15 protein-coding genes and 1 pseudogene are annotated in these 23,177 nt (G+C 61.6%); 15 read left to right on the plus strand and 1 reads right to left on the minus strand.

Features of this window, described 5'->3' with window-relative positions; translation table 11 throughout:
- Positions 1-616 precede the first annotated feature (616 nt).
- The 5 genes from VGD10_RS03390 to VGD10_RS03410 all read left to right on the plus strand — a co-directional run bounded on the left by VGD10_RS03390 (position 617) and on the right by VGD10_RS03410 (position 14,073).
- Positions 617-8,029, plus strand: a complete 7,413-nt coding sequence (locus tag VGD10_RS03390) for an Ig-like domain-containing protein (RefSeq protein ID WP_331039383.1) — start codon at positions 617-619, stop codon at positions 8,027-8,029.
- A 144-nt stretch (positions 8,030-8,173) separates the two neighbouring features.
- Positions 8,174-9,520 (plus strand): TolC family protein, encoded by a 1,347-nt coding sequence (locus VGD10_RS03395; protein WP_331039384.1) that lies wholly within the window; start codon positions 8,174-8,176, stop codon positions 9,518-9,520.
- An 8-nt stretch (positions 9,521-9,528) separates the two neighbouring features.
- Positions 9,529-11,727 carry a type I secretion system permease/ATPase gene (locus tag VGD10_RS03400; RefSeq protein ID WP_331039385.1) on the plus strand — a complete coding sequence of 733 codons (2,199 nt, stop codon included), beginning with the start codon at positions 9,529-9,531 and terminating at the stop codon, positions 11,725-11,727.
- Entirely contained in the window at positions 11,724-12,734 is a 1,011-nt protein-coding gene (locus tag VGD10_RS03405; RefSeq protein ID WP_331039386.1) for a cell wall hydrolase, read from the plus strand. Before VGD10_RS03400 ends, VGD10_RS03405 begins: the two co-directional genes overlap by 4 nt.
- 4 nt (positions 12,735-12,738) lie before the next feature.
- Positions 12,739-14,073: an HlyD family type I secretion periplasmic adaptor subunit gene (locus VGD10_RS03410; RefSeq protein WP_331039387.1), complete on the plus strand. Its 1,335-nt coding sequence runs from the start codon at positions 12,739-12,741 to the stop codon at positions 14,071-14,073.
- 3 nt (positions 14,074-14,076) lie between these two features.
- Here VGD10_RS03410 and VGD10_RS03415 read toward each other — a convergent pair whose 3' ends face one another.
- Positions 14,077-14,820 (minus strand): transglutaminase-like cysteine peptidase, encoded by a 744-nt coding sequence (locus VGD10_RS03415; RefSeq protein WP_331039388.1) that lies wholly within the window; start codon positions 14,818-14,820, stop codon positions 14,077-14,079.
- Between the two features lie 361 nt (positions 14,821-15,181).
- Between VGD10_RS03415 and VGD10_RS03420 the strand changes: the two genes are divergently transcribed.
- The 10 genes and pseudogenes from VGD10_RS03420 (at position 15,182) to VGD10_RS03465 (ending at position 23,169) form a co-directional block, all read left to right on the plus strand.
- Positions 15,182-15,955: a DUF2569 domain-containing protein gene (locus VGD10_RS03420; protein WP_331039389.1), complete on the plus strand. Its 774-nt coding sequence runs from the start codon at positions 15,182-15,184 to the stop codon at positions 15,953-15,955.
- A gap of 265 nt (positions 15,956-16,220) precedes the next feature.
- A complete protein-coding gene (locus VGD10_RS03425; protein ID WP_331039390.1) occupies positions 16,221-16,427 on the plus strand; it encodes a Flp family type IVb pilin in 207 nt (68 codons plus the stop codon).
- A 106-nt stretch (positions 16,428-16,533) separates the two neighbouring features.
- On the plus strand, positions 16,534-17,619 hold the full coding sequence (locus VGD10_RS03430) for a phosphatase PAP2 family protein (RefSeq protein WP_331039391.1): 1,086 nt from the start codon (positions 16,534-16,536) through the stop codon (positions 17,617-17,619).
- Between the two features lie 184 nt (positions 17,620-17,803).
- Positions 17,804-18,706, plus strand: a complete 903-nt coding sequence (gene cpaB / locus VGD10_RS03435; RefSeq protein WP_331039392.1) for a Flp pilus assembly protein CpaB — start codon at positions 17,804-17,806, stop codon at positions 18,704-18,706.
- Complete coding sequence (locus VGD10_RS03440; RefSeq protein ID WP_331039393.1) at positions 18,678-20,222, plus strand: type II and III secretion system protein family protein; 1,545 nt, start codon at positions 18,678-18,680, stop codon at positions 20,220-20,222. Before cpaB ends, VGD10_RS03440 begins: the two co-directional genes overlap by 29 nt.
- Positions 20,223-20,227: 5 nt before the next feature.
- The gene (locus VGD10_RS03445) at positions 20,228-20,491 is read left to right on the plus strand and encodes a hypothetical protein (protein ID WP_331039394.1); all 264 of its coding nucleotides are present in this window, start codon (positions 20,228-20,230) and stop codon (positions 20,489-20,491) included.
- Positions 20,492-20,501: 10 nt separating this feature from the next.
- Positions 20,502-22,052: a Tad domain-containing protein gene (locus VGD10_RS03450; RefSeq protein ID WP_331039395.1), complete on the plus strand. Its 1,551-nt coding sequence runs from the start codon at positions 20,502-20,504 to the stop codon at positions 22,050-22,052.
- Between the two features lie 5 nt (positions 22,053-22,057).
- Entirely contained in the window at positions 22,058-22,573 is a 516-nt protein-coding gene (locus VGD10_RS03455; RefSeq protein ID WP_331039396.1) for a TadE/TadG family type IV pilus assembly protein, read from the plus strand.
- A pseudogene (locus VGD10_RS03460) lies at positions 22,570-22,722 on the plus strand (TadE/TadG family type IV pilus assembly protein); the annotation flags it as partial. The gene VGD10_RS03455 and the pseudogene VGD10_RS03460, both read left to right, overlap by 4 nt.
- The gene (locus tag VGD10_RS03465) at positions 22,723-23,169 is read left to right on the plus strand and encodes a pilus assembly protein (protein ID WP_331039450.1); all 447 of its coding nucleotides are present in this window, start codon (positions 22,723-22,725) and stop codon (positions 23,167-23,169) included.
- The last annotated feature ends 8 nt before the right edge of the window (positions 23,170-23,177 follow it).

Here is a 23,177-nt window from a genome sequence, read left to right on the forward strand (position 1 = left end):
CATCTAAACCTTTAATAAGGCGATTACCATTAAGTAGTACTACCTAGACTTTTGGCAGGAGAGCATCCAGCAGCATACCATCGCCCTGCCTATAATTATAAGATATTTATAGAAAATGGAGCTGACGATTATTTCATAGATTTTATATAAGAGTTGCATAATCAACATATGAAATGTTTGATACTATTGTGAGACATCCGAAGATAAGGCGGCGAATTTAGAACAATACTATTGCGTTACTGATGACTCGCACCTGTTAAATCTTTAATAACCATCCTCTCGGTCGAGTCGTGTGAAGCGTCTTCGCACATGACTGCCGGACCGATGCGAGCGCCGGATGGTCCGGTCGCCGCGCTCAAGGGGGTGGCATGATGAAGCAATCTTCACGCACCTGCGTCGCCATTGCCGGCCGGTTTTCCGCGGGCGACGCCCCTCCCTTGATGCACCCCGCGATCCTCGTTCCGGCGGAACGCCCGCGTCGAGGCTCGGCGGTCAATCATGAGGTGTCATCATGACTTCGGATTTCTCTTCCAATCTCAGTGCGGAAACCGGCGCAGCCTCTTCTGAGCTGCAGGAAACAGCCCTTCAAGCATCACCCCAGCAGGCGCCCTCTATTGTGGCTGTCGCTGCGGCGCTTCAGGCGGCCCAGCTCATCCCCGCGCCGGGCGGAGTGGTGAACCTGCCAGCCGGTGTTTCGCTGGACGACATCAAAGTTTCCGGACGTGACCTGGTGATCACATTGCCCGACGGGTCGCAGATGGTGATCGCCGACGGCGCAATATTCGTGCCTCAGCTCGTCATCGGCAATGTCGAAGTGCCGGCGATCAACCTCGCCGCGCTCCTCATCGGCCAAGAGCCCGAGCCAGCAGCGGGCGCTCCCCGCAGCTCTGGCGGCAATTTCGCCGTCGCCGTGCCCGAGTTGGATCCCGGCACGGATCTTGGCGATCTTCTTCCACCCACCGCGCTGCTCTTCGGCCAGCCGGAATATGAGGAAATTCTCTATCGCGAAGAGGATGATGAAGATCCGGGTGTCATCATCGTCACGCCTGAGACGCCTCTTGGCGCGGTCGCGGCCTCAACGGTCGTCAATGAAGCCGGGCTACCCGCGCGCGGCAGCGAGCCGCCGGGCTCCAATTCCGCCGGCAACTCCGAAACCACGACCGGTACGATCGTTATTACTTCCGGAGATCAGCCGATCACCGTCGCCGTGAGCTCCGTCAGCGTTAACGGCGTTATCATCAGCTCCGTCGGACAAACCATCGCGACGCCGCTCGGCACGATGACTATCACGAGCATTTCTCCCAGCGTGATCGGCTATACCTACACACTCGCCGACAATACGTTGGGCAACGCCACGAGCGACAACTTCACGGTCGTAATCACCGACACCGATGGGCAGACGGCACAGGCCACGCTCGTCATCGCGATCGTGGACGACGCGCCGACGGCGCGTGCGGATACCGATGGGGTAGCCGCGGGTTCATACGGGCCGGCCACGGGCAATGTGGTTACCGGATCTGGAACCACCAGCGGCACAGCGGGCGCGGACACGGCGGGAGCCGATGGCGTTGTCGTCAGCGGCGCGCGCGCCGGGTCCACCGCAGCATTCACCTCGGTTTCCGGTGCTACAACCATCATCGGGCAGTATGGCGTTCTCACGATCAACGCTGACGGCAGCTACAGCTATGTCCGCAATGCGGGCACGCCCGGCGGTGTCAGCGACCTCTTCAGCTATCAACTGACCGACGGCGACGGCGACACGTCGACAGCGACGCTCACCATCGCGATCGGGGACAGCTCCGCGGTCGTAATCGTTCCGACCGTAGGCGAGGGCACGGTGGTCGATGAATCGGGACTTCCGCCTCGGGGCATCGAGCCCCCAGGTTCGGAGTCCGAAACGAACGTTGAGACCACGGCCGGCACGATCACCTACACGGCTCCGGACGGTCCCGCAGTGGTAACTGTCGAAGGCGTGACGATCACGACCGTGGGCCAAGTAATTACCGTTCCGGGCGGAACGCTGACGATCACCAGCATCACGCCGGGCGCGATCGGCTATACCTTCACCCTTACCGACAATGCATCGACCGACCCGGCGACGATAGATCTCGATGTGACGGTTACGGACGCCGACGGCGACACGGCCACCGATACTCTGACGATCACCATAGTGGACGATACTCCGACGGCACGCGACGACAGCGCCTCGCCCGCGGAAGATGCTCCGATGGTCATCAACGTTCTCGCCAACGACACGTCGGGCGCCGATGGCGTCAACCTCGCGACCGGCGTCACGCTCGGCACCAGCCCGATGCGCGGAGCCGTCGTCTATAATGGTGACGGAACCTTTACCTACACGCCCACGCCAGGCGAAGAGGGGCAGGACAGCTTCACTTATACGATCAGGGATGCCGATGGCGACGTTTCCACCGCTACGGTGACCATCACGCTTGCTGCGGACTCCGAACCGCAGATCGACGTCGGAGCCGCTCGAGAAGTCTTCGAGGCCGGGCTCCCGCAAGGATCCGACGCCGCGTCGAACAGCGAAACTGCAAGCGGCAGCTTCGCCATCAGCACGGGCAACGACAGCATCGCCTCGCTGGTCATCAACGGGCAGAACGTTACGGGCGGCGGCACGGTCACGACCGCGACGGGCATTCTTACGGTGACGCTTTCCGGCGGCGTGTACGGCTACAGCTATACGCTGACCGACCCGACGTCGGGGGATGGAGCCGAGGACACTTTCCTCGTGACCGTGACCGACAGCGACGGCAGTCAAGCGAGCGACACGCTGGTCATCGACATCGTGGACGACGTGCCCAATGCTGAAGATGACAGCAACAGCATTGCCGAAGATGCAGTCGCCCCAATCGCTGGCGACGTGCTCGCGAACGACCTGCACCCGAACGGTCAGCCGGGCGCCGACACGCCGACCAGCTTCGTCGGTTGGAACAGCACGGCCGCAAGCTACGGGACGTTCACGGATACCGGCAACGGCACCTACAGCTATACGCTCGACAGCGGCAATCCCGCGGTCCAGGCGCTCGATGCCGGTCAGACGCTGACGGAAACCTTCAGCTATACGATGCAGGACGCCGACGGGGACACCTCCGTCGCGACCCTGACGATCACCATCAACGGCACGAACGATACGCCGACCATCACAGCCGATCCCGGCAACGAGGGCGGCAACGATCTCGTGTTCGAGGCAGGCCTCGCCACGGGTTCCGATGCGGGCTCCGGAAGCATCTCTGCGGGCGGCACCTTCACCGTGTCGGATGCGGACGGTCTGGACGATCTGCAGAGCGTCACCATTAACGGCACGACGGTCGCGATCGGTAGCCTGGTCGGCTCCGTCTTCTCAGGCGCCAACGGCACCCTGACCGTGACCGCCTACAATGCGGCAACGGGCGTCGCGACCTACAGCTACGTGCTCACGTCGCCGACGACGGACGGCTCTGGTGTCGAAGCCGATACTTTCACACTGAGCGTATCGGACGGCACGACCTCTTCAGTTCCGGCGAGCATCGTCATCGGGATCGTCGACGATCTTCCCAATGCGGAAGACGACAGCAACAGCGTGGAGGAGGGCGCCGTTTCGCCGAGCACGGGCGACGTGCTCGCGAATGATCTGCATCCCAATGGTCAGCCCGGCGCCGATACGCCGACCAGCTTCGTCGGCTGGGACAGCACGGCCGCGAGCTACGGTACCTTCACCGACACCGGCAACGGCACCTACAGCTACACGCTCGATAACGGCAATCCGCTGGTGCAGGCGCTGGCCGCGGGCGCAACGCTGACGGAGACGTTCAGCTATACGATGCAGGACGCCGATGGCGACACCTCAGTGGCGACGCTGACCATCACCATCATCGGCACCAATGACCGGCCGACGATCACAGTCGACCCGGGCAACGAAGGCGCCAACGACCAAGTGTTCGAGGCGGGTCTCGCAACCGGGTCCGATGCAGCTTCCAATAGCGAATTCGCGACCGGCACCTTCACGCTTTCGGATGGAGACGGACTGAGCGATATCGACAGCGTCACGATCAACGGCGTGACGGTCGCGATCGGCAGCCTCGCGGGCTCCACCTTCAACGGCCCGAACGGCTCCCTGACCATCACCGCTTATGATGCGGCCACTGGGGTAGCGACCTACAGCTACGAGCTGACGTCGCCGACGACAGATCTGGTTGGAGTCGAATCCAACACCTTCACCTTGACCGTGTCAGACGGCACTTCTTCTTCCAGCCCTGCGAGCATCTTCATCGAAATCGTGGACGACGTTCCCAATGGAGTGGATGACAGCAACAGTATCGCCGAAGATACTGTCGCCCCGGTCACCGGCAATGTCCTGACCAACGATCTGCACCCGAACGGCCAGACTGGCGCGGATACGCCGACCAGCTTCATCGGCTGGGACAGCACGACCGCGAGCTACGGCACGTTCACCGATACCGGTAACGGCGCCTACAGCTACACGTTGGATAATAGCGATCCTGCCGTGCAGGCGCTCGACGCCGGCCAAACGCTAACGGAGACGTTCGACTATACGATGGAGGATGCCGACGGCGACATTCGCCAGGCGACTCTGACCATCACCATCACCGGCACGAATGACACGCCAACGATCACGGCGGATCCTGGTAATCAGGGCGCCAACGATCAGGTGTCCGAGGCGGGTTTGGCAACCGGCTCCGCCGCGGCCTCCAGCAGTGAGTTCGCGACCGGTACCTTCACCCTGTCGGATCCGGATGGTCTGGACGACATTCAGAGCGTAACGATCAATGGCATCACGGTGTCGATTGGCAGCCTTGTGGGCTCCACGTTCAACGCGCCGAACGGCACGCTGACAATCAACGCCTATGACGCGGCGACGGGCGTCGCCACCTACAGCTATGAACTGACGTCGCCGACGGCGGATCTGGCCGGAAACGAATCCAACACGTTTACCCTGACTGTGTCGGATGGCACCGCTTCCTCCACTCCGGCGAGTATCGTCATCGAAATCGTCGATGATGTTCCGAACGCCGTGGACGACAGCAACAGCCTTACGGAGGACACGGTTGCTCCGGTCACCGGCGACGTGCTCGCCAACGATCTTCATCCGAATGGGCAGCCAGGCGCCGATACGCCGATCAGCTTCGTCGGCTGGCTGAACACGACTGCAGCCCACGGTACGTTCACAGCGAACGCGGACGGCACCTACAGCTATACGCTGAACAGCGGCAGCCCCGCGGTTCAGGGGCTCGACACCGGCCAGACACTGACGGAAACGTTCGGCTACACGATGCAGGACGCTGATGGCGACGTGCGCCCGGCGACGCTGACCATCACCATCACCGGCTCGAACGACACGCCGACCATCACGGCCGATCCCGGCAATGGCGGCGCCAACGATCAGGTGTTCGAGGCCGGCCTTGCGAGCGGTTCCAACGCCGCCTCCAATAGCGAGTTCGCGACCGGCACCTTCACGATAACCGACGCCGACGGTCTCGACGACATTCAAAGCGTCACGATCAATGGCATCACGGTGGCGATCGGCAGTCTTGCCGGCTCCAGCTTTGTCGGACCGAACGGGACCCTGACGGTTACCGCCTACAATGCGGTAACCGGCGTTGCGACCTACAGCTATCAGCTGACGTCCCCCACGACGGACGTCATGGGAGTTGAATCCAACACCTTCACCCTAAGCGTTTCGGACGGAACCGCGTCATCGGCGCCGGCAAGCATCGTCATCGAAATCGTGGACGACGTTCCGAACGCGGTAAATGACAGCAACAGTATCGCCGAAGATACGGTCACGCCGGTCACAGGCAATGTCTTGACCAACGACCTTCACCCGAACGGCCAGCCCGGCGCCGACACCCCCACCAGCTTCGTCGGCTGGGACAGCACGGCCGCGAGCTACGGCACCTTCACCGACACGGGAAACGGCACCTACAGCTATACGCTCGATAACGGCAATCCGCTTGTGCAGGCGCTGCCCGCGGGCGCAACGCTGACGGAGACGTTCAACTACACGATGCGAGACGCGGACGGCGATGTCCGCCCTGCGACGCTGACGATCACAATTACCGGCACGAACGATACGCCGACGGTAACGGTGCCGACCGCGGGCGGGCCGGGCACATCGGTCAGCGAGGCGGGCCTTCCGGCGCGCGGCTTGGAGCCTGAAGGCACGAACGAGCCGTCGAATGTCGAAACCACGACTGGTCAGATCAGCTACACCAACGGCGACGGCATCTCGACCGTCAAGATCAATGGCGTCACGGTAACCGTTGGCGCAACGGTGACGGGCGACTATGGCACGCTTACCGTCACCGGGATCGTCGGCAACGTCATCAGCTACAGCTACACGTTGACGGAGAACGTCGATCACGACACCGACGGGACGCCGTACGAAAGCTTCACCGTGACCGTGGCGGACAGCGACGGCAACCCAGCCGACGACGCCAGCGCGACCTTCCAGATCCAGATTGGCGACGATGCACCGACGCTGTCATCCGCCGAGGACCTGTCCATTCCGAACCAGGTGGCGAGCCATAGCGGCGACATCGGCTTCGAATATGGCGCCGACGGCGGCGCGATCACGCTGACTGCGCTCACCTCGATCCCAGGCATCACCTATACGGGTAACGGCACGGGAACGATCACGGCTTCGGTCAACGGCAATCCCTATTTTACGATTACCGTCAACCAGGAAACAGGCGAATATACTGTCGATGTGGTTTCCACCCGGCCGGTGGTGAACTCGCCGCTCAACATCGCCGCCATTGCGCCAGGAAATTACACGACCATCACCGTCGGCGATGCGATTTTCGATGGTGTGTCTTTCGGCGCCGGGACCACGCTCCCGTCGCAATTCACCAATGATGGCTCAACCATCAACCCGTCGGGCAATGGGTTCGGTGTCGCCAACAATCTGGTGAACGACAACGAAGGGTTCCTGTTCACGAACAACGACTCTTCGGCCCTGACGTTCGACGTGAACTTCCAGCCGAACACCAATCAGGTCACCATCAGCTACGCCTATTTCAACGGCACGACCTGGGTCAACGTGGCTCCGATCGTCGTCAACAAGGAAGCGGACGGGGTCAATACCGTCACTCTGGACCCGCCAGGCGACGTGATCTGGGACCAGATGATCGTCCGGTTCGATTATTCGGGTAATGGCGCCGCGCGCGTCGAGAATTTCGTGGTCACCGAGCAGCTGATCCCGGACAACCAAGTCATCTCGTTCGGCGTCACCGTGACCGACAATGACGGAGACGTCGTGTCGAGCAGCACGCCGGGGACGACGATCGACCTCACCTTCCAGGGAGGTGCGCCCGTACCGACTAGCCTCGCGGTCGAGAGCCAGAAGCTCAGCCAAACGACGGCGGGGTTAAATAGCGCACTATTGGCTGCAGGCCTCGTGACGATCGCAGGAACGGAGATAGCGGCAGCGTCCGACAGCGATGCGTCAACATCGGATGTCAGCGTTGCGGTAGCCGAACCTTCGACCACTAATCCAGAGTGGGAAATCCGCACGTCGGAAAATGAAAGCAAGGAACTCGTCGAGGAGGATGAAAGCTCCGGGGCGCGGGGTCAGCCGGCGTCGAGCAACGGCAAGGCTGATGACGTGTCTTCCCATTCGGATGCGGATGGCGACGCTGCCGAAGATGTGGAAGCAAGCGAGTTGCTCCAGAATAGCGAAGTTGCCGCCGACACAATCGAGCATGTGGAAGTGACGGTGGAAATGGCTGCCATGCCGGTCATCGACGGCAAATCATTGGAGCCGGCAGTTTCGCAGGCTCCCGTCGAAGGCGGAGAGGCTCTCGCAACGGTGCTGGCGGACTCGCTCGATGGCGGCTCATCTGGACCGGACATCCAGGCGGTTCTTGATACGCTCGGCGGGGGCGAAGGTCTTCCGATCCAGTCGCTAGGAGCTGGGCCTGGCATCGAACAGGGCTTCGCTGCCCACGTCATAGGCATGCAGATGGATTTCGCCATGATCCAGGACATGGCGGCAGCGGGACAAGCGTGACCGGCGGACCGGCGGCAGGACGTGCGCTGCCGCCGGTCCGTGAAACTCGGGCTGCTCGGCCCGCAATCTATGGGGGGTAGAAAGATGCAATCCAGAAGCAGGAAAAGCAGGGCCGCCGCGCTTCCGGCCACTCTGATTCTCAGCATGATCTTTTCGGGTCAGGCGCAGGCGATCGATCTTCGCGAGGCCGTGCAGACGGCGATCGCGACCAATCCCGAAATCCGGCAGGCGGTTTCGAACCGCGAAGCAATCGATTTTGAGCGGAAGCAGGCGCAGGGCCTTTATGGTCCCCGTTTCTCGGTTGAGACCTCGGCGGGTGTGCGGCGCCTCGAAAACGCCACCCGGCGCAACCTGGGCATCGCCGACGATACGCTTTATCCGCTGGAGGCCGACTTCATCGCGGAGCAGACCCTGCTCGACTTCGGCTCGGTCCGCTCGGAAGTGCGGCGCCAGGCTGCCCGAACCGACGGCGCCGCCCTCCGCATCGAAGAGCGGTCGGAGTTCGTCGCGCTTAACGTATCGCGTCACTATATCGACTACCTCCTCCAGCAGCGCATCGTCGCCGCGGCGCAGGACAATCTGACCTTCCACGAGCGTCTGGTGGGTGACCTTCGCGAAGGCGTCGCCCGCGGATCAATCAGCATCGCGGACCAGCAGCAGGCCGAAGAGCGGCTCCAGGCTGCCCGCACCAAGCTCACCGAGGCGCGTGAGGAGCTCGAAAATGCCGGCATCGCGTTTCATCAGCTGACCGGCGTGCCGATCGGTCAAGCCACGATGCCGCCGCAGCTCACTGCCAACCTTCCCGCCACCGTAGACGAGGCTGTCGACACCGCACGCGCGCAGAACCCGCGGGTCCTCGAAGCGATTGCCGATGTCGACGCGGCCAATGCCGAGACGAACCTCGCGCGCGCCGATCTGGCGCCAAAGGTCAGCCTCGAAGGCCGGGTAAGGCTGGGCGACGACATAGATGGCTTTCGCGGCCGGACCGAGGATTATCTCGGCCGTGTCGTGCTCCGCTGGAACATCTTCGACAGTTACGTCAACCACAACAAGGTCAAGGAAATGGACCGGCGCGAGTCCGAAGCTCGCTTCCGCGTACATGAAGTCGGACGCCAGGCCGAGGCGGACGTCCGCACCGCCTGGACCCGCCTTCAAAACCAGGGCCGACTCGTCGGCGAACTGGAGCAGCAGAGCCGCGTCTCCGACGATCTCCTGATTTCCTACCGGGAACAGTTCAACGTCGGCCGCCGCTCGCTTCTCGACGTGCTGGACGCGCAGAATACGCGGTACAACGTTCAGGTGCAGACGGAGACCGCACGGCTGGCGCAGCTTTATGCCCAATATCGGGTGCTGGCGGCATCGAACCTGCTTCTCGAAGCTCTCGGTGTCACTCCGCCAGTGCAGGCAGCGGCGGATACGCGTGCCCGTTTCAAGGTCAACACGCCTCCGAACCTCCTGGAGCCGCGGCAACCTTATACTGCTTCGAACTGAGGTGAACTTTGTATCTGGGCAAGAAATCACCGGCCGCTGATGGCGTCGCCGGAACGGCGGCGGGCGAGGACGCGCAAGCGGCTTCTTCCGCCGGCATCGACCCGGTGCTGGAATGCCTCGCCTTCCTGGCGCGGCAATATGACCGGCCGTCGTCATCCGTAATCTTGCGCGCGGGGCTCGCCCTCGACATGCGGGGCTGGCTGCCGTTCCATCAGGCGGAGTCGGCGCTGGAACAGATCGGCATGCGGGGTATTCCGAGGTCTATCTCCCTTCGGAAGCTCCGGCGCGCCCAGCTGCCGGCTCTCCTCCAGCTTGACGACGATCAGGCAGCTGTCCTGCTCGAGGTCAGAGACCGTGATTTCCTGCTTTTCCTGCCGGGCGCGAGCGAACCTATATGGGTGCCGGCTGAGCGGGTGACGCCGCTCTATTCTGGCGCGGCGATCCTCGTCGAAGCGGATCCTGCCCGGGAACGGGAACGGGAACGGCCGTGGCAGAAGGCTGCACGCACCCACTGGTTCTGGAGCGAGTTCCGCAAGGTAAGGCGCTCTTTCCTGCACGTGGCGCTCGCCGCCGCGATCGTGAACCTGCTGGCGCTCGCGCTGCCGCTCTTCACGATGAATGTCTATGACCGGATCATCCCGAACAAGACCGTCTCCAGCCTATGGGTGCTGGCGGCCGGCGTGCTGCTCGCACTCGCCCTCGAATTCACGCTTCGTCTCGCTCGCGCCCGCGTGGTGGACGACGTAGGCGGCGAGCTCGACGCCCGCCTGTCGCAAAAGCTTTTCGAGAAAGTCATGAACATGCCGCTCCTTTCCAAGGAAGGCAGCACGGGCGCACTCGCTCGACGGGTCTCCGACTATGAAGCCGTTCGCGACTTCTTCGCCTCCACCACGGTCGTCCTCGTCGTGGACATGCTGTTCCTCTTCGTCTTCCTGGCAGTGATCGCCATCGTCGCTGGATGGCTGGTGATGGTTCCTGTAACTGGCATCGTGGTGATGCTGGTGCTCGGCATTGCGCTCCAGAAGGCGATGAGCCAAGTCTCGCTCGATGCGCAGACGGACTCGAGCCTGCAGCACGGCATCCTCGTGGAATCGATCAGCGGACAGGAAACGCTGAAGGCTGCGCGTGCCGAGGGCCGGATGCTGGGGCGCTGGCGCCGCTATGCCGAGATGAGCGCCAGCACGCAGAAGAAGCTGCGCGGGCTTTCCGCAATCGCGATCAATCTCGCTTCGCTCTGCCAGCAAATGATCAGCGTCGGCCTTATCATCGGAGGTTTCTACCTCTTCAATGCCGGCACAATCTCCATGGGCGCGATCATCGCCGTGGTGATGCTTGCCGGGCGTGCGCTGTCGCCCATCGGGCAGTTCGCATTCCTGATGACACGCGCCAAACAAGCCATACTGACTATGCGGTCGCTCCAGACGCTAGCCGAAGCGCCGGACGAACGGGCTATGGCCGCGCGCAGCGTCCTTCCCGCAATCAGCCGGGGCGACATTGAATTCCAGCATGTCGACTTCACCTATCCCGGTGCGAGCCGGGCATCGCTCAGCGACATCTCGCTTGCCATTCGTCCCGGCGAACGGATCGGCGTGATCGGCCGCGTCGCGTCCGGCAAGTCGACTTTTGGGCGTCTCCTGTGCGGCCTTTATCCGCCATCGGAAGGCGTGCTGCTGATCGACGATCTCGACAGTAGACAGCATCACCCCCACCAAATCCGGACCGCTTTCCGCTATGTCGGTCAGGATGCCGAACTGTTCAGCGGCACGGTTCGAGACAATCTGCTTTTGGGATCCGCAGATGCGGACGAAGAGCGACTGATCGATGCCGTGAAGCGTTCCGGCGCCGACATCTTCCTTTCGCGCGACGCTGCGGGCTTTGATCTTCTAGTCGGTGAAAAGGGCTCGCGACTCTCCGGCGGCCAAAGGAGCTTCCTTGTGCTCGCCCGCGCCCTCGTTGAACCTTGCAAGCTCCTTTTCCTCGACGAGCCAACCGGGGCGATGGACACGCAGTCGGAGCGCTGGTTCATTGATCATCTTAAAACGGGTCTTGCAGCAGACCAGACGCTCGTTGTTTCGACGCACCGCAATGCCATGCTCGACATTGTCGACCGCCTTATCGTGATCGATCAGGGGCGGATCATCGCTGACGGTCTGAAGGACGACGTCATGCGAGCGCTCACCAATGCTCCTGCCGGAGACAGGAAGTGATCCGCACATTGCCTTTCAGCCGCCTGTTCGGCGCCCTACTTCTCATCGCCTGCGGCTTGGCGTTGGTCGGCCTAACCTGGGACCGGCCCGCATTGGAGGCCCATGCCAATGCGTCCGTCAAAAGCATTCGCCTGCCTGATGCGATGCCGTTGGAGCTCGCGGCCCTGGCCTCGCAGGCGATTGTCGCTGGAGAAGAAGATCCGGAGGAGGCGCGGCGCGTTAATGCTGCTCTGCCTTTCCTCGGCCTTCCCGCAGAAGCGGCGCATCCCTTTCTTCTGCAGGCCGCTTCGCCGTCGGACGGCGCGCGTGCGCTTCATTGCCTCACACAGGCCGTATATTATGAGGCCGGCTTCGAGCCCATGGAAGGTCGCCGGGCAGTCGCCCAGGTGATCCTCAACAGGGTCCGTCATCCTGCTTATCCCAATTCAGTCTGCGGCGTCGTCTATCAGGGTTCCACGAGGCCCGGTTGTCAATTCAGCTTCACCTGCGACGGCTCTCTGTACCGTCAGCCGGCCAAGGGCGCATGGGAAGCCGCCGCGGCGGTTGCACGGGCCGCGCTCAGCGGCCAGGTGGCCTCGGCCGTGGGCCACGCCACCCATTATCACGCCGATTATGTTGCACCTTATTGGGCGCCGCGGCTCAGCAAGATAGCGCAGATCGGCACACACATTTTTTATCGCTGGCCTGGCAGCTGGGGCCTGCGGCGCGCCTTTTCCGATCGTTATGCTGGAAGCGAGCCCATGATGACTGGCTCTGCGGTGGCCACCCCCACGGCGGTCGCGGGGGCCGACGCGGGAGGCGCGCCGCCGGCGAGCCTCCCGCTCGCGCTGGACGAGCGGCGTGCCGAAAACGATGTCGGCGGCAGGCTCGACGTCTCGAAGGGCTGGACCCTGAGCATACCCATGCCGACCGAGACCAGAGGCAGCCTCGCCAGCATCTCGTCGGCGCAAGAAAGTACGGCGTCAGTGCGACTGGCGGCAGCGGAACGGCCCGAGGGGGGGCAGTAAGCGTATGTTTCATTATACCGATCAGGCGGAGCAGGTGCGGCGCGCGAAGTCGCGGCGGGGGGGGGGGCGGCGCGTCCACGATTTGGACGGTCCGCGCCTGATTATCGCCGTGAGCGCGATCGGCTTCCTCCTTTTTCTGATCTGGGCTTCGCTTGCTGAGGTTGATGAGGTCACGCGCGGACAGGGACAGGTCATTCCTTCGAGCAAGGTGCAGGTGATCCAGAGTTCCGAGCCCGCCAGCATCGATGAAATCCTCGTCCGCTCCGGCCAGCAGGTCAGCAGGGGGCAGATCCTTGTCAGGCTAGACGATACGGAATCGTCGGCGGCGCTTGGCCAAATCGCAGCGGAGAATGACTCTCTCGCGGCACGCGCCGCGCGGCTTGCGCGTGAAGGTCAAGGACAAGGTGGCGGCTGCCCCCCGGGCCCCGACGGCCGCGTGCCGGCAGCCTGCGCGGATGAATTCGCTCTTCAATCGGTACGCGCCTCTGCTCTTCGGAGCCGTCTTACTGGAATGGGCGCGGCCATCGAGCAGCGCCGCCGTGAGTTAGGCGAAGCACAGGCAACCGTGGACAGCCTCCGAGGCAGCATCAGCCTTGCCCAACGCCAGGTCGAAATGCTGGAGCCGCTTGCGGCAAAGAACATCGTCCCTCAAACGGAGCTGCTGAGCGCGCGCCGCGAACTGGTCGACCTTCAGGGCAGGCTCGCCGCCGCGCAGCAGGGCGTGTCCCGCGCCAGCGCGGGTGTTCGGGAGGCGCAGGCGCAGGCAACGGAAGCCAATTTTCAGTTCCGGCAGGAAGCGCTCACCGAACGCGCCCAGATCACGACGAAAATGGCCGTGAATCAGGAATCTCTCCGCGGCGCCGCCGGGCGGCTTCAACGCATGGAAATCCGCTCACCGGTGCAGGGGGTCGTCAACGACGTCCAGGTCACTACCGTCGGCGGCTTCCTCAACGCGGGACAGAAGATCATGGAAGTAGTGCCGATGGGCGAAAAGCTGCTCGTAGAGACCCGCGTGAAACCGAGCGACATCGCCTTCATTAAGGTCGGCGACAAGGCTTTGGTCAAAGTGACCGCCTACGACTTCTCCGTCTACGGAGGGCTGCAGGGCCGCGTGGTCCAGGTCTCGGCGGACAGCATCTATGACGAACAGGCCCGTGAAGCCTATTTCACCGTCGTCGTGGAAACCGATCGGTCCCACCTCGCCTCGGGTGGCCGGCAATTGCCGATCACCCCCGGCATGATATGCGATGTCGAGATCATCACCGGCCGCAAAAGCGTCCTCAGCTATCTGCTGAAGCCGGTGCTGAAGGCCCGCAGCGAAGCCTTGCGCGAACGCTGAGGTCTAGCGGGCTGCGGCCAGACTGGGGCCGCCGCCGTTTCTTGGTGCGTCTGCGGTTCTCGTATAGCCATGCGTCCAGGATCCGGCGGCTCCATAAGTGAAGATGGGCCGGTAATCCTGGGTAGCGTTCGCATCGACGAGGCGGTCGGTGTTGTTGTCCAGCACCAGGAAACGTCCGTTAGTGCGGACAATCAGCACCGCATGATCGGCACGGCGGACGAGGTCCTTCACGATCGCGAGATACATGTCATGGGCGGGAATACCCGCGGCGCGCAGCAGCTGCATCTTGGCGAGCGCATAATCCTCACAGTCGCCGCGGCCGCGGCGCAAGGACTGGGCGCCTTCGACCCAAAGGTCGTTGCGTCCATATTGATCGCGGTCTTCAACAAAATTGATGTTGCGGTTGACCCAAATATTCGCTGCCTCGAGCCGCTTCTCCGGCGCAAGCGTGCGCAGCGAAGCCACTAATGTCTTCCAAGGCCCCGCTCCCGTCAGAGCCGCCGAACCTGCCCGTCGCCACTGCGCGTCGAGCGGGGTCCGCGAAACAGCCAGGGCTACCGAGCCAAAGATGTTCGGGCGATCCTCAGCCACGGGATCTGCAGGCGGAATAAAGGCGGTCCCCTGTTGGGGCTGCGGCAGGAAGGAGCGTGCTCCCGGCACCGGCAACGCCGTGGGCAAAGCATCCGCAATGACTGGAGCAGCGGCAAGCCCTGCCTGCTCAGCCGCGATCCTTTCGAGCGCGGACATTCCGCCCAAAATTGCTTCGTTCTTGCTGGAAATGGGGGACGGCACTTCCGCCGCCGCTGCACCCACAGATGTCGCGGCCCCGAGCAGTAACGCTGCCAAGATTCTCCGACGAACCGATGCACCCATGTCGCCATCCCTTGTTGCAAGAGAGGCAGTCTGGACCCCCGATGAATAAGGTTTGTTGTCGAACCATGGTTATCGCGGCTTTAGGAAAATTCAAATACTCTTGTTATAAAGCTTAATACATGGCGGAAATCCGCCGCGGAACGACGGCTGAGGCTCGTCGGTTTAGGGGATTGGTAACCACCCCCGGTGCAGGATCGCTCCAGTTAAACGAGCGGCCCTGCGGGGAAGGAAAGTCATGAACCGAGTTGCGTCGAACCTTCACGCCCGCAGCATCGTTCTCGTGGATCAGCTGCAGAACGGCATTCCAAAGATTCTCGTCTGTTGGGCGATCGCGGCCGGTCTTGCCTGCGCATTGAGGCTTTCGCTTGCGGTTTGGGGTTTGCCGTTAGATCGGCAACTTACCGGGCTGCTTCCGTATATATTGGTAGTGGGAGCGCCGATCGCGTCGCTGATCCTTGCACTTCGGTGGTTTCGCCGCGGTGACCGGCTTCCCCAGCCGACGCACCGGCTGGCTCGTATCGGGCGCTGGAAGCAGCTCGACCCGACGGCGGCGAGGCGCCTTCCGTTTTACGGTGTCAGCGGTTTGATGGCCTCCCTTCTGGTGGGTATGCTGCTCAACGTTCCGGTGCGGACCCTCGAATTTCTGACGGCCATCCCCGCGTTCAGCGGCGCTGCTCCATCTTGGTTCAGCCTGCTCTTCACGCTGATGCTCGCCGACGTGGTCCTGCTATCCAGCCTCTATGCGATCGCTTTCGTGGCGGCACTTCGGCGCGTGCCATTGTTTCCGCGCCTGCTGGCCGCGATCTGGGGCATCGATCTCCTCATGCAAGTCGGTGTTGCCAAGATCATGGCCGGCGCTCCAGACCTTCCGCCGGTGGTAGGCACAGGCCTCCACGACCTCCTTGAGGGTAACGTGAAAAAAGTGCTGATCAGCATGGCGCTGTGGACGCCGTATCTCCTGCTGTCGAAGCGGGTGAACGTCACCTTCAGGCACCGCATACCCGCCTGAACCTCTTACCTGTCTGTAGCATTCAGCCTCGCCTCCTTGAGAGACGCGGCCATCTCTTTCTGGCGTCGCGTCCTCGATAAGAGCGTGTCGAAGAGCTGACGTATAAAAAGTCTATTAGTATTCTATAATAAGCGTCTTAGTAATTGTGGCTCTAATAGGCACTATTACCAAAGTATATATCACTTTGGTTGACTCCCTGGTAACTATTGGCGCAACTCTCTTTCTGTTGAGTCACGGGGCTCGACTCGAATTGGGGAGAGAACACATGAACGTATTCAAGCGCCTTTGGGCGGACGAGTGTGGCGCGTCTGCCGCCGAATATGCTTTGATCCTTGCCATTGTCGGCTCGGCAATCGCCTTGGCGGCGATCGGCCTGGGTGACGCTATTGCGGGTGCTCTCAGCGATGCGACGACGTGCATCGAGACCGGTGGTCAAGAAGGCTCCTGCGCCACCGCTTCCACCGGCGGTTAATTCCCAAAGAGCAGCCTGGCTGCTTCGGCTTGAGCCCGCCTCATCGTTCTTCCGGTGAGGCGGGCTTCTGCCCTCCTGCGATTATCGTCCCTGGGGGAGCGGCGATATGAAATTGGAAAGTCTGCGGCAGGATATCGCCGCCTCCATTACGGCAAATCGCCCGTTCGTCACAGTCGCGGCGCTTTATTGGCTGACCATATTGGCGGTCTTTTTATGGAAGGGGCTGCCTTTCTTCAGGCCCTCGGCCTATCTGTCCAACGTTTTCCTTTATATCGCCGCCTTCATCGGAGTTGCCGGCCCGGCTTTCGTTTACCGCCTCCTTAAGGAGCGGCCGGAAAGCCCCTTTGCCTTTGTCCGTCATTGCGTGACGGCATGGAAGGTCAGGGAGCGCCTCATTCTGGCTGCTCCCGCCGTCCTTACTCTGATCGTCTTCCTGCCGGCCTTCTCCGCGCTGAAGAGTGCGATTCCGGCCTTTTCGCCTTTCAGCTTCGATCCGCAGTTCATTGCGCTGGACCGCGCCATACACGGTACCGATCCCTGGCGCCTGATCCATCCGCTGGTGGGCTATCCTTTCGTCAGCTTTCTTCTGAACGGCGCCTATCACCTCTGGATCCTGCTGCTCTACATAGGCGCCTTGTTGGTTGCAGGCTGGGTTGAGCGACCGGAAGTCCGGCTGCAGTTCCTAATCAGCTACGTGCTGTGCTGGGCGTTGGTGGGCAGCCTTGCGGCCATCGGCTTTTCTTCCGTTGGGCCATGCTTTTACGACGACTTCTACGGGAGCGACTATTTCAGCCCGCTGATGAACTATCTGGCGGACGCCGACAGGGTCTATCCGCTCGCCGCGCTCGATGTTCAGCAGCAACTCCTCGAATGGGCGGCGCTCGGCAGCCACGGTCTGGGCCGCGGCATCACGGCCATGCCCTCGATGCATCTCAGCATCGCCTGCCTGTTCGCCGTTCTGGGCTGGCGGATCTCGGTGGGCTGGGGCGTAGGACTGACCGCCTTCATGATCCTCATCCTGCTGGGGTCGGTGCATCTCGGCTATCATTATGCGGTCGACGGCTATGCAGCGATCATCGCCACCGCCGCAATCTGGCAGGGGGTCGGCTGGTGTCTTCGCTTCTCGGAGCGTCGTAGTGAGCGGCACGGGCGGCGGACGGGCGCGCCGCTCGGACCGGCACTGGCGCGATGACGACGCCTTCTTAAAATAAAAAGAACATAACAAAGTAATACGCAAAATATGACGTAAAGCTTATTTGTCACTATCATTCTCTTTATTAGACACAAAGTGGCATGAATATTTGACGTTACCCAAAGGCATGCTGTACTTTTTGTTAATAACTAGAGATCGTCGGGTTTTGGGGAGTGGAACCGTCATGCGTAGACAATCGCTGGTCATCCTCGGTGTCGCCGTTTTGTTGGGCCTTATCGCCGTCTACCTGACGAACGTCTATCTGACGGGTGCCGAAAACCAGCAGAAGGCCCGGGAAGTGCCGACGGCCCAGGTCGCCGTTGCCCGCGTGCCGCTCGAATTCGGAATGCCGGTGACCGCAGACAAGATCCGGTTCGTCGATTGGCCGCGCAGCAGCATGCCGCCGGGCACGTTCAGCTCCCTTCGGCAGATCGTTCCGGCGGGGAAGGTCCACACGGCGCTCCGGCCCATTGAGGTGGGCGAGCCGATCCTCCGGACGAAATTGTCTGGCGAAGGCGGGCGCGCCACGCTGTCGGCGCTGCTGCCACCAGAAATGCGCGCCGCCGCTATCCGCATCACTGACGTGGCAGGCGTAGCCGGCTTCGTGCTGCCCGGTGACCGGGTCGACGTACTTGTGACGCGGACCGCCGGCGGCGACAACGGCCGGCAGGTGACGGACATCCTGCTTCAGGATGTGCGCGTAATCGCGATCGATCAGAGCGCCAACGATTCCGCGCAAAAGCCGATGCTCGCGAAGACCGCAACACTTGAGGTGACGCAGGTAGATGCGCAGAAGCTGGCGCTCGCCCAAACGGTGGGTCAGCTGAGCCTCGCCCTCCGATCCGCGATGATGGAGCCGGGAGGCGGGCTCGTCCAGACCGTAGATTCGGGGGATCTACGGCACGGCGCCTATGCCGGAGCCTATCGCCGGGCGTCTGGATACGTACCGCAATATAATAGGCCAATCATCCGCCGCCAGGCTGCGCCGCAGCCGATGGCCCCACCGCGGCCTGTCACTTCCAACGTCGAAGTCATCAGGGGAACGGCCGGCAGCAATTATGAAGTTGGCCGTTATGGGGGGAATTAAGGTCATGCGATTGGGGATGATGACAGGAGCGGCAGCGCTTGCGCTCGCCATTCCTTCCGTGCCGGCGTTGGGCCAATCGGTTTATGCCGTAGGCCAAGAGGGCGGCATTCATGCCGGGCAGCTCGACGTACCGCTCAACAAGAGTCAGGTGGTCCGGGTGGAGCGGCCTTATTCGCAGGCGCTGATCGGCAATGCCGAGGTGGCCGACGTCCTGCCGCTGACCAACGAGTCCGTTTACGTGCTCGGAAAGAAGGTGGGTACGACGAGCCTCACCTTCTACGATCGTAACAAGACGCTGATTGCAGTGGTCGACATCGCGGTAGGCCCGGACGTGGTCACGCTGAAGCGCCAGCTTGCGGAGCTGCTGCCCAAGGACGAGATCGGCGCCCGCATGTCGAACGACGCGGTGGTGCTGACGGGTGTGGTCTCGAGTGCTCCCATCGTTCAGCGCGCAGTCCAGATCGCCGAGACTTATGCGCCTGGTAAAGTCGTCAACATGCTATCCGTTGGCGCCTCGCAGCAAGTGATGCTGGAGGTTCGCTTTTCCGAGATAAAGCGGCAGACTGGAAAGGAGATAGGCGTCGGAAGCATCTTCTCGAATGACAGCGGCAGTTTTCAAGGCGTAACTGGCAACGAGGCAAGTCTTGTGTCGGGCCAGCTCGACCTCGGTGCAATTGTCGATAGCTTCGGCATTCTTGCTAAAACCTTTACCCTCGGCGGCCTGAATGTTCAGGGGATCCTGGACGCGTTGGAAAGAAAGGGTGTTGTCACAACCCTTGCTGAGCCGACGTTGGTCGCTTTGTCGGGAGAGACCGCGTCTTTCCTCGCGGGAGGCGAGTTCCCGGTTCCCATCCTGCGCGGAGGCGGCGGCAGCGGAGGCGATGACGATGACGATGACGATGATGACGGCATCGGTGGCCGCAATATCACCGTCCAGTTCAAGCCCTTTGGTGTAAGCCTCGCCTTCACCCCGACCGTCCTTGAAGATGGCATCATTAATCTGGTCGTGGCGCCGGAAGTGAGTTCGATCGATCCTTCGGCTTCAATCGAGATCAATGGCCTTGTTATCCCTGGACTCCAGACCCGCCGTGCAAAGACTACGGTTGAGCTTCGTGATGGGGAGTCCTTCGCCTTGGCGGGACTTCTGCGCAAGGACTTTGAGGATACCGTACAGCAGTTCCCGATCCTCGGCTCTATCCCAATCATCGGCAGTTTGTTTCGTTCAACAGGTTTTCGAAAGGAGGACACAGAGCTCGTCATTATAGTGACGCCGCGGCTGGTGAAGCCGGTCAGGGCCGCCGCGATGAAGCTGCCGACCGACCGTGTGCAGCCCCCCGAGGAACTGGACCTGTTCCTCATGGGCAGGACGGATAGCGCCGTTGATCCCATCTCGGTTCCTGCCCCTGTCCCTCGCTCCAGCACAGTCGCGCCGATCGGGGAAGTGCCCCGTCCGCTGACCGGAGCGGAGCGGCAGAAAACCGGGTTCGAGGGCGATTACGGCCACATCGTGGAGTGAAGAAGATGCAGCACACCCGCTCAGCACTATTGGCAGCGCTCGTCACGCTATCCGGTTGCGCTCCGATCGATCGGGGTTTCGGCGAGGCCCTCCGTTGGGACCTAGCCCAGCAGGTGATCGATCCCGACCCTTCCTACGAAGGAGAGGAGATGGAGGGTGGCTCCGGCGAACATGCCGCCGATGCCGTCGACCGTTATTATAAAGGCACCGTCAAGCAGCCGGCTACCCTTGGCACAAGCTCCTCCGGCGGACAGCCAAAGCAAAATTAGGAGTGATGGCGTGCGGCGGACTCTCGGCAGCCTTCGGGAAAATGATGGAGGGGCGGTAGCGCCCACTGTTGCTCTATCCCTTGTCGCGCTTATCGCAGCTGGCGGCATTGCGTTCGATTATGCGCGGATGGCGGGCCTAGACACGGAGCTGCAGAACGGAGCCGATCAGTCCGCGCTTGCCGCGGCCACCCAGCTAGACGGCAAGGCAGGGGCCTGCGCCCGCGCAAGCGCGGCCGCAGTGTCCTTCGTCGCTAATCAGACACTCTTAGCAAATGATGGTGGCGGGGTAGCCATCACGGTGGAGTCGGAGCCTGACTGCGACGCGGAGGGGATGATCCGATTCTATCAAGACAAGGCGAAGACCACACCGGCCGATGACGACAGCAACGCCAATTTCGTTGAGGTGACGGTTAATAGCCGCACGGCAGAGTTCGCGCTGACGCCCATCGTTTCTTTGCTTAGCTCGGGCGATCTCCGCGCGACAGCTTATGCGGGACTTGGTTCTGCTATCTGTAAGGTTCCTCCCGTGATGCTGTGCAACCCGGCTGAACCTATAGGAAATACGAACAAGGCGTTTCCGTTCGATGGTAACGCTCTGCGGGGGGTTGGCCTAAAGCTCATCACTGGGAGCGCGTCCGCGCCGGGAAATTTTGGATTTCTAGAGACTGGCTTTGGCAGCGGCGCCAGCAATCTTGCCGCGGCTCTGGGCTACAATACGCCGTCAGGCGACTGCATGGCTGTAGACGGCGTCACGACGAAGCCTGGGATGAACGCGGTGGTGATGAACGCCCTTAATACCCGCTTCGATCTCTACACGAATGGTGCAAATACGTGTCCTGCCGGTGGCACCTGTTCGCCGTCAAGAAATGTCCGGAAGGACCTAGTCAAAGGCAATAGCTGCGGCACAACTGGGGGACAGGGATGGCAGGAGTCGGCCAATCCGTATCGGCCCACCGTGAACGCACCGCTCCCCTCCACCATCACACCAGATGTCATGGGCCATCCGAGAGATATCTGCCATTCGGTAAGCAATGACGGGGTTTGTGGAGGCAAGCAAATAGGTGACGGCGTTTGGGATAGAGACGCCTATTTCCGATCCAACTACGGTTGGAACAATGCTGCTACCTGGCAGTCAAATACCGGTCTTTCCGCCAATGCTACACGCTATGAGGTATATGAGTGGGAGCTTGAAAACACGACCAATATTGACACTCCAAAGACCATCGGATCGGGCGGAAGTGCGCGGACTGCACATGGCGCTCCGGTCTGCGCGCCCCCTGGTATCACGCCCGGCGGCGTCAACGTAGACCGACGGAGAATCTCGGCTGCTGTCTTGAATTGCGAAGCCGAAGGGTTGAACGGGTCTGATCCAGGCGTTCCCGTTCTTAAGTGGATCGATCTTTTTCTGGTGGAGCCCTCATTCCCACGCAAACGCGGCACCACGACGGTTACCGAGGATAAAGACGTCTACGTCGAAGTCATAGGTGAAACTTCCAGCGGCGCGGCCGGCAGTACGGTAGGTCAAGTCACGCTGCGCGACGTGCCGTATCTGATCGAGTGATGGTCATGGGGCTAAAACCTCTTCTCGCTTTCGCTCGGGACAGCCGCGGGGCCGCGGCTGCCGAAATGGCGCTGGTGACGCCTCTGCTCCTCGGCCTGATGCTAAGCGCTTTCGAGTTGGGCAAATACTTCATGGACGAGCATGTCGTCGCCAAGGCAGTTCGAGACAGTGCGCGCTATGCGGCACGCAGATCATTCAGCGATTTCGTTGATGGCGGCGGAAATTGCGCCGTAGATAACGATGTCCAAACAAAAGCCCGCAACATTGCGCGGACAGGACAGATTGCCGATGGAGGCACGGCTCGGCTCGGATATTGGACCGATCCAGCAACAATAGCTGTGAGCGTCGCTTGCGATACTAGCGGCAGCTATACCGGCATCTACACCGGCAATGCAGCCGGAGCGCCGGTCGTTACGGTTTCAGCATCAGTGCCTTATATGCCTCTGCTGGGCAGCATCGGCCTCGACACAGGCGGCATGGTGCTCAATGCACAGTCGCAGGCGGCGGTAACTGGTATATGAAAATCGCGGTCCTTCTGCTCCGGTGCCGGTCCGGAGGGGGGGGTGCGGAGTTCGCGCTGGTCCTCCCGCTTCTGCTCATCTTTCTGTTCGGCATTATCGATGTCGGCCGGGCGATGTGGACGTTTAACCGTGCCGAAAAGGCAACACAAATGGGCGTCCGCTATGCCGTCGCCACCGATATGATTCCTGCCGGCCTTGCGACCTACAGCTTCGCCACAGACGGCGGCCTTGTTCAAGGGGAGCCGGTGCCTGAAAGTGCCTTCGGCGGCGCCACATGCACCTCAGCAGGATGCACGTGTAAGGCGACCTGCCCGGCCTTGGATGAAAATCTGGTGGTCTTCAACAATATCGTTGCGCGCATGCAGCTCTTCATGCCCGAAATCGGAGCTGAAAACGTGCAGGTGGATTACGATTATTCCGGCCTTGGCTATGCCGGCGATCCGAATGGACCGGACGTAGCGCCGCTCGTGACGGTTAGCCTAACGGATCTGTCTTTTCAGCCGCTGACGCTGATCGCTTTTCAACGAACAATCATCCTTCCCGACTTCAGATCGGCTCTCACGCTGGAAGACGGCGATGGGTCGTTTGCAAATTGAGCCGCAGG

The sequence above is a fragment of the Allosphingosinicella sp. genome (assembly GCF_036402135.1).
In the GTDB taxonomy this organism is placed as follows: domain Bacteria; phylum Pseudomonadota; class Alphaproteobacteria; order Sphingomonadales; family Sphingomonadaceae; genus Allosphingosinicella.

What these genes read in the sequence shown, in the direction of transcription:
- VGD10_RS03395 (WP_331039384.1), top strand. Translation starts at nt 8,174, where the DNA reads ATGATCTTTTCGGGTCAGGCGCAGGCGATCGATCTTCGCGAGGCCGTG.
- VGD10_RS03410 (WP_331039387.1), top strand. Translation starts at nt 12,739, where the DNA reads ATGTTTCATTATACCGATCAGGCGGAGCAGGTGCGGCGCGCGAAGTCG.
- VGD10_RS03415 (WP_331039388.1), bottom strand. Translation starts at nt 14,820, where the DNA reads ATGTCCGCGCTCGAAAGGATCGCGGCTGAGCAGGCAGGGCTTGCCGCT.
- VGD10_RS03420 (WP_331039389.1), top strand. Translation starts at nt 15,182, where the DNA reads ATGAACCGAGTTGCGTCGAACCTTCACGCCCGCAGCATCGTTCTCGTG.
- VGD10_RS03425 (WP_331039390.1), top strand. Translation starts at nt 16,221, where the DNA reads ATGAACGTATTCAAGCGCCTTTGGGCGGACGAGTGTGGCGCGTCTGCC.
- VGD10_RS03430 (WP_331039391.1), top strand. Translation starts at nt 16,534, where the DNA reads ATGAAATTGGAAAGTCTGCGGCAGGATATCGCCGCCTCCATTACGGCA.
- cpaB (WP_331039392.1), top strand. Translation starts at nt 17,804, where the DNA reads ATGCGTAGACAATCGCTGGTCATCCTCGGTGTCGCCGTTTTGTTGGGC.
- VGD10_RS03440 (WP_331039393.1), top strand. Translation starts at nt 18,678, where the DNA reads ATGAAGTTGGCCGTTATGGGGGGAATTAAGGTCATGCGATTGGGGATG.
- VGD10_RS03445 (WP_331039394.1), top strand. Translation starts at nt 20,228, where the DNA reads ATGCAGCACACCCGCTCAGCACTATTGGCAGCGCTCGTCACGCTATCC.
- VGD10_RS03455 (WP_331039396.1), top strand. Translation starts at nt 22,058, where the DNA reads ATGGGGCTAAAACCTCTTCTCGCTTTCGCTCGGGACAGCCGCGGGGCC.
- VGD10_RS03465 (WP_331039450.1), top strand. Translation starts at nt 22,723, where the DNA reads ATGGGCGTCCGCTATGCCGTCGCCACCGATATGATTCCTGCCGGCCTT.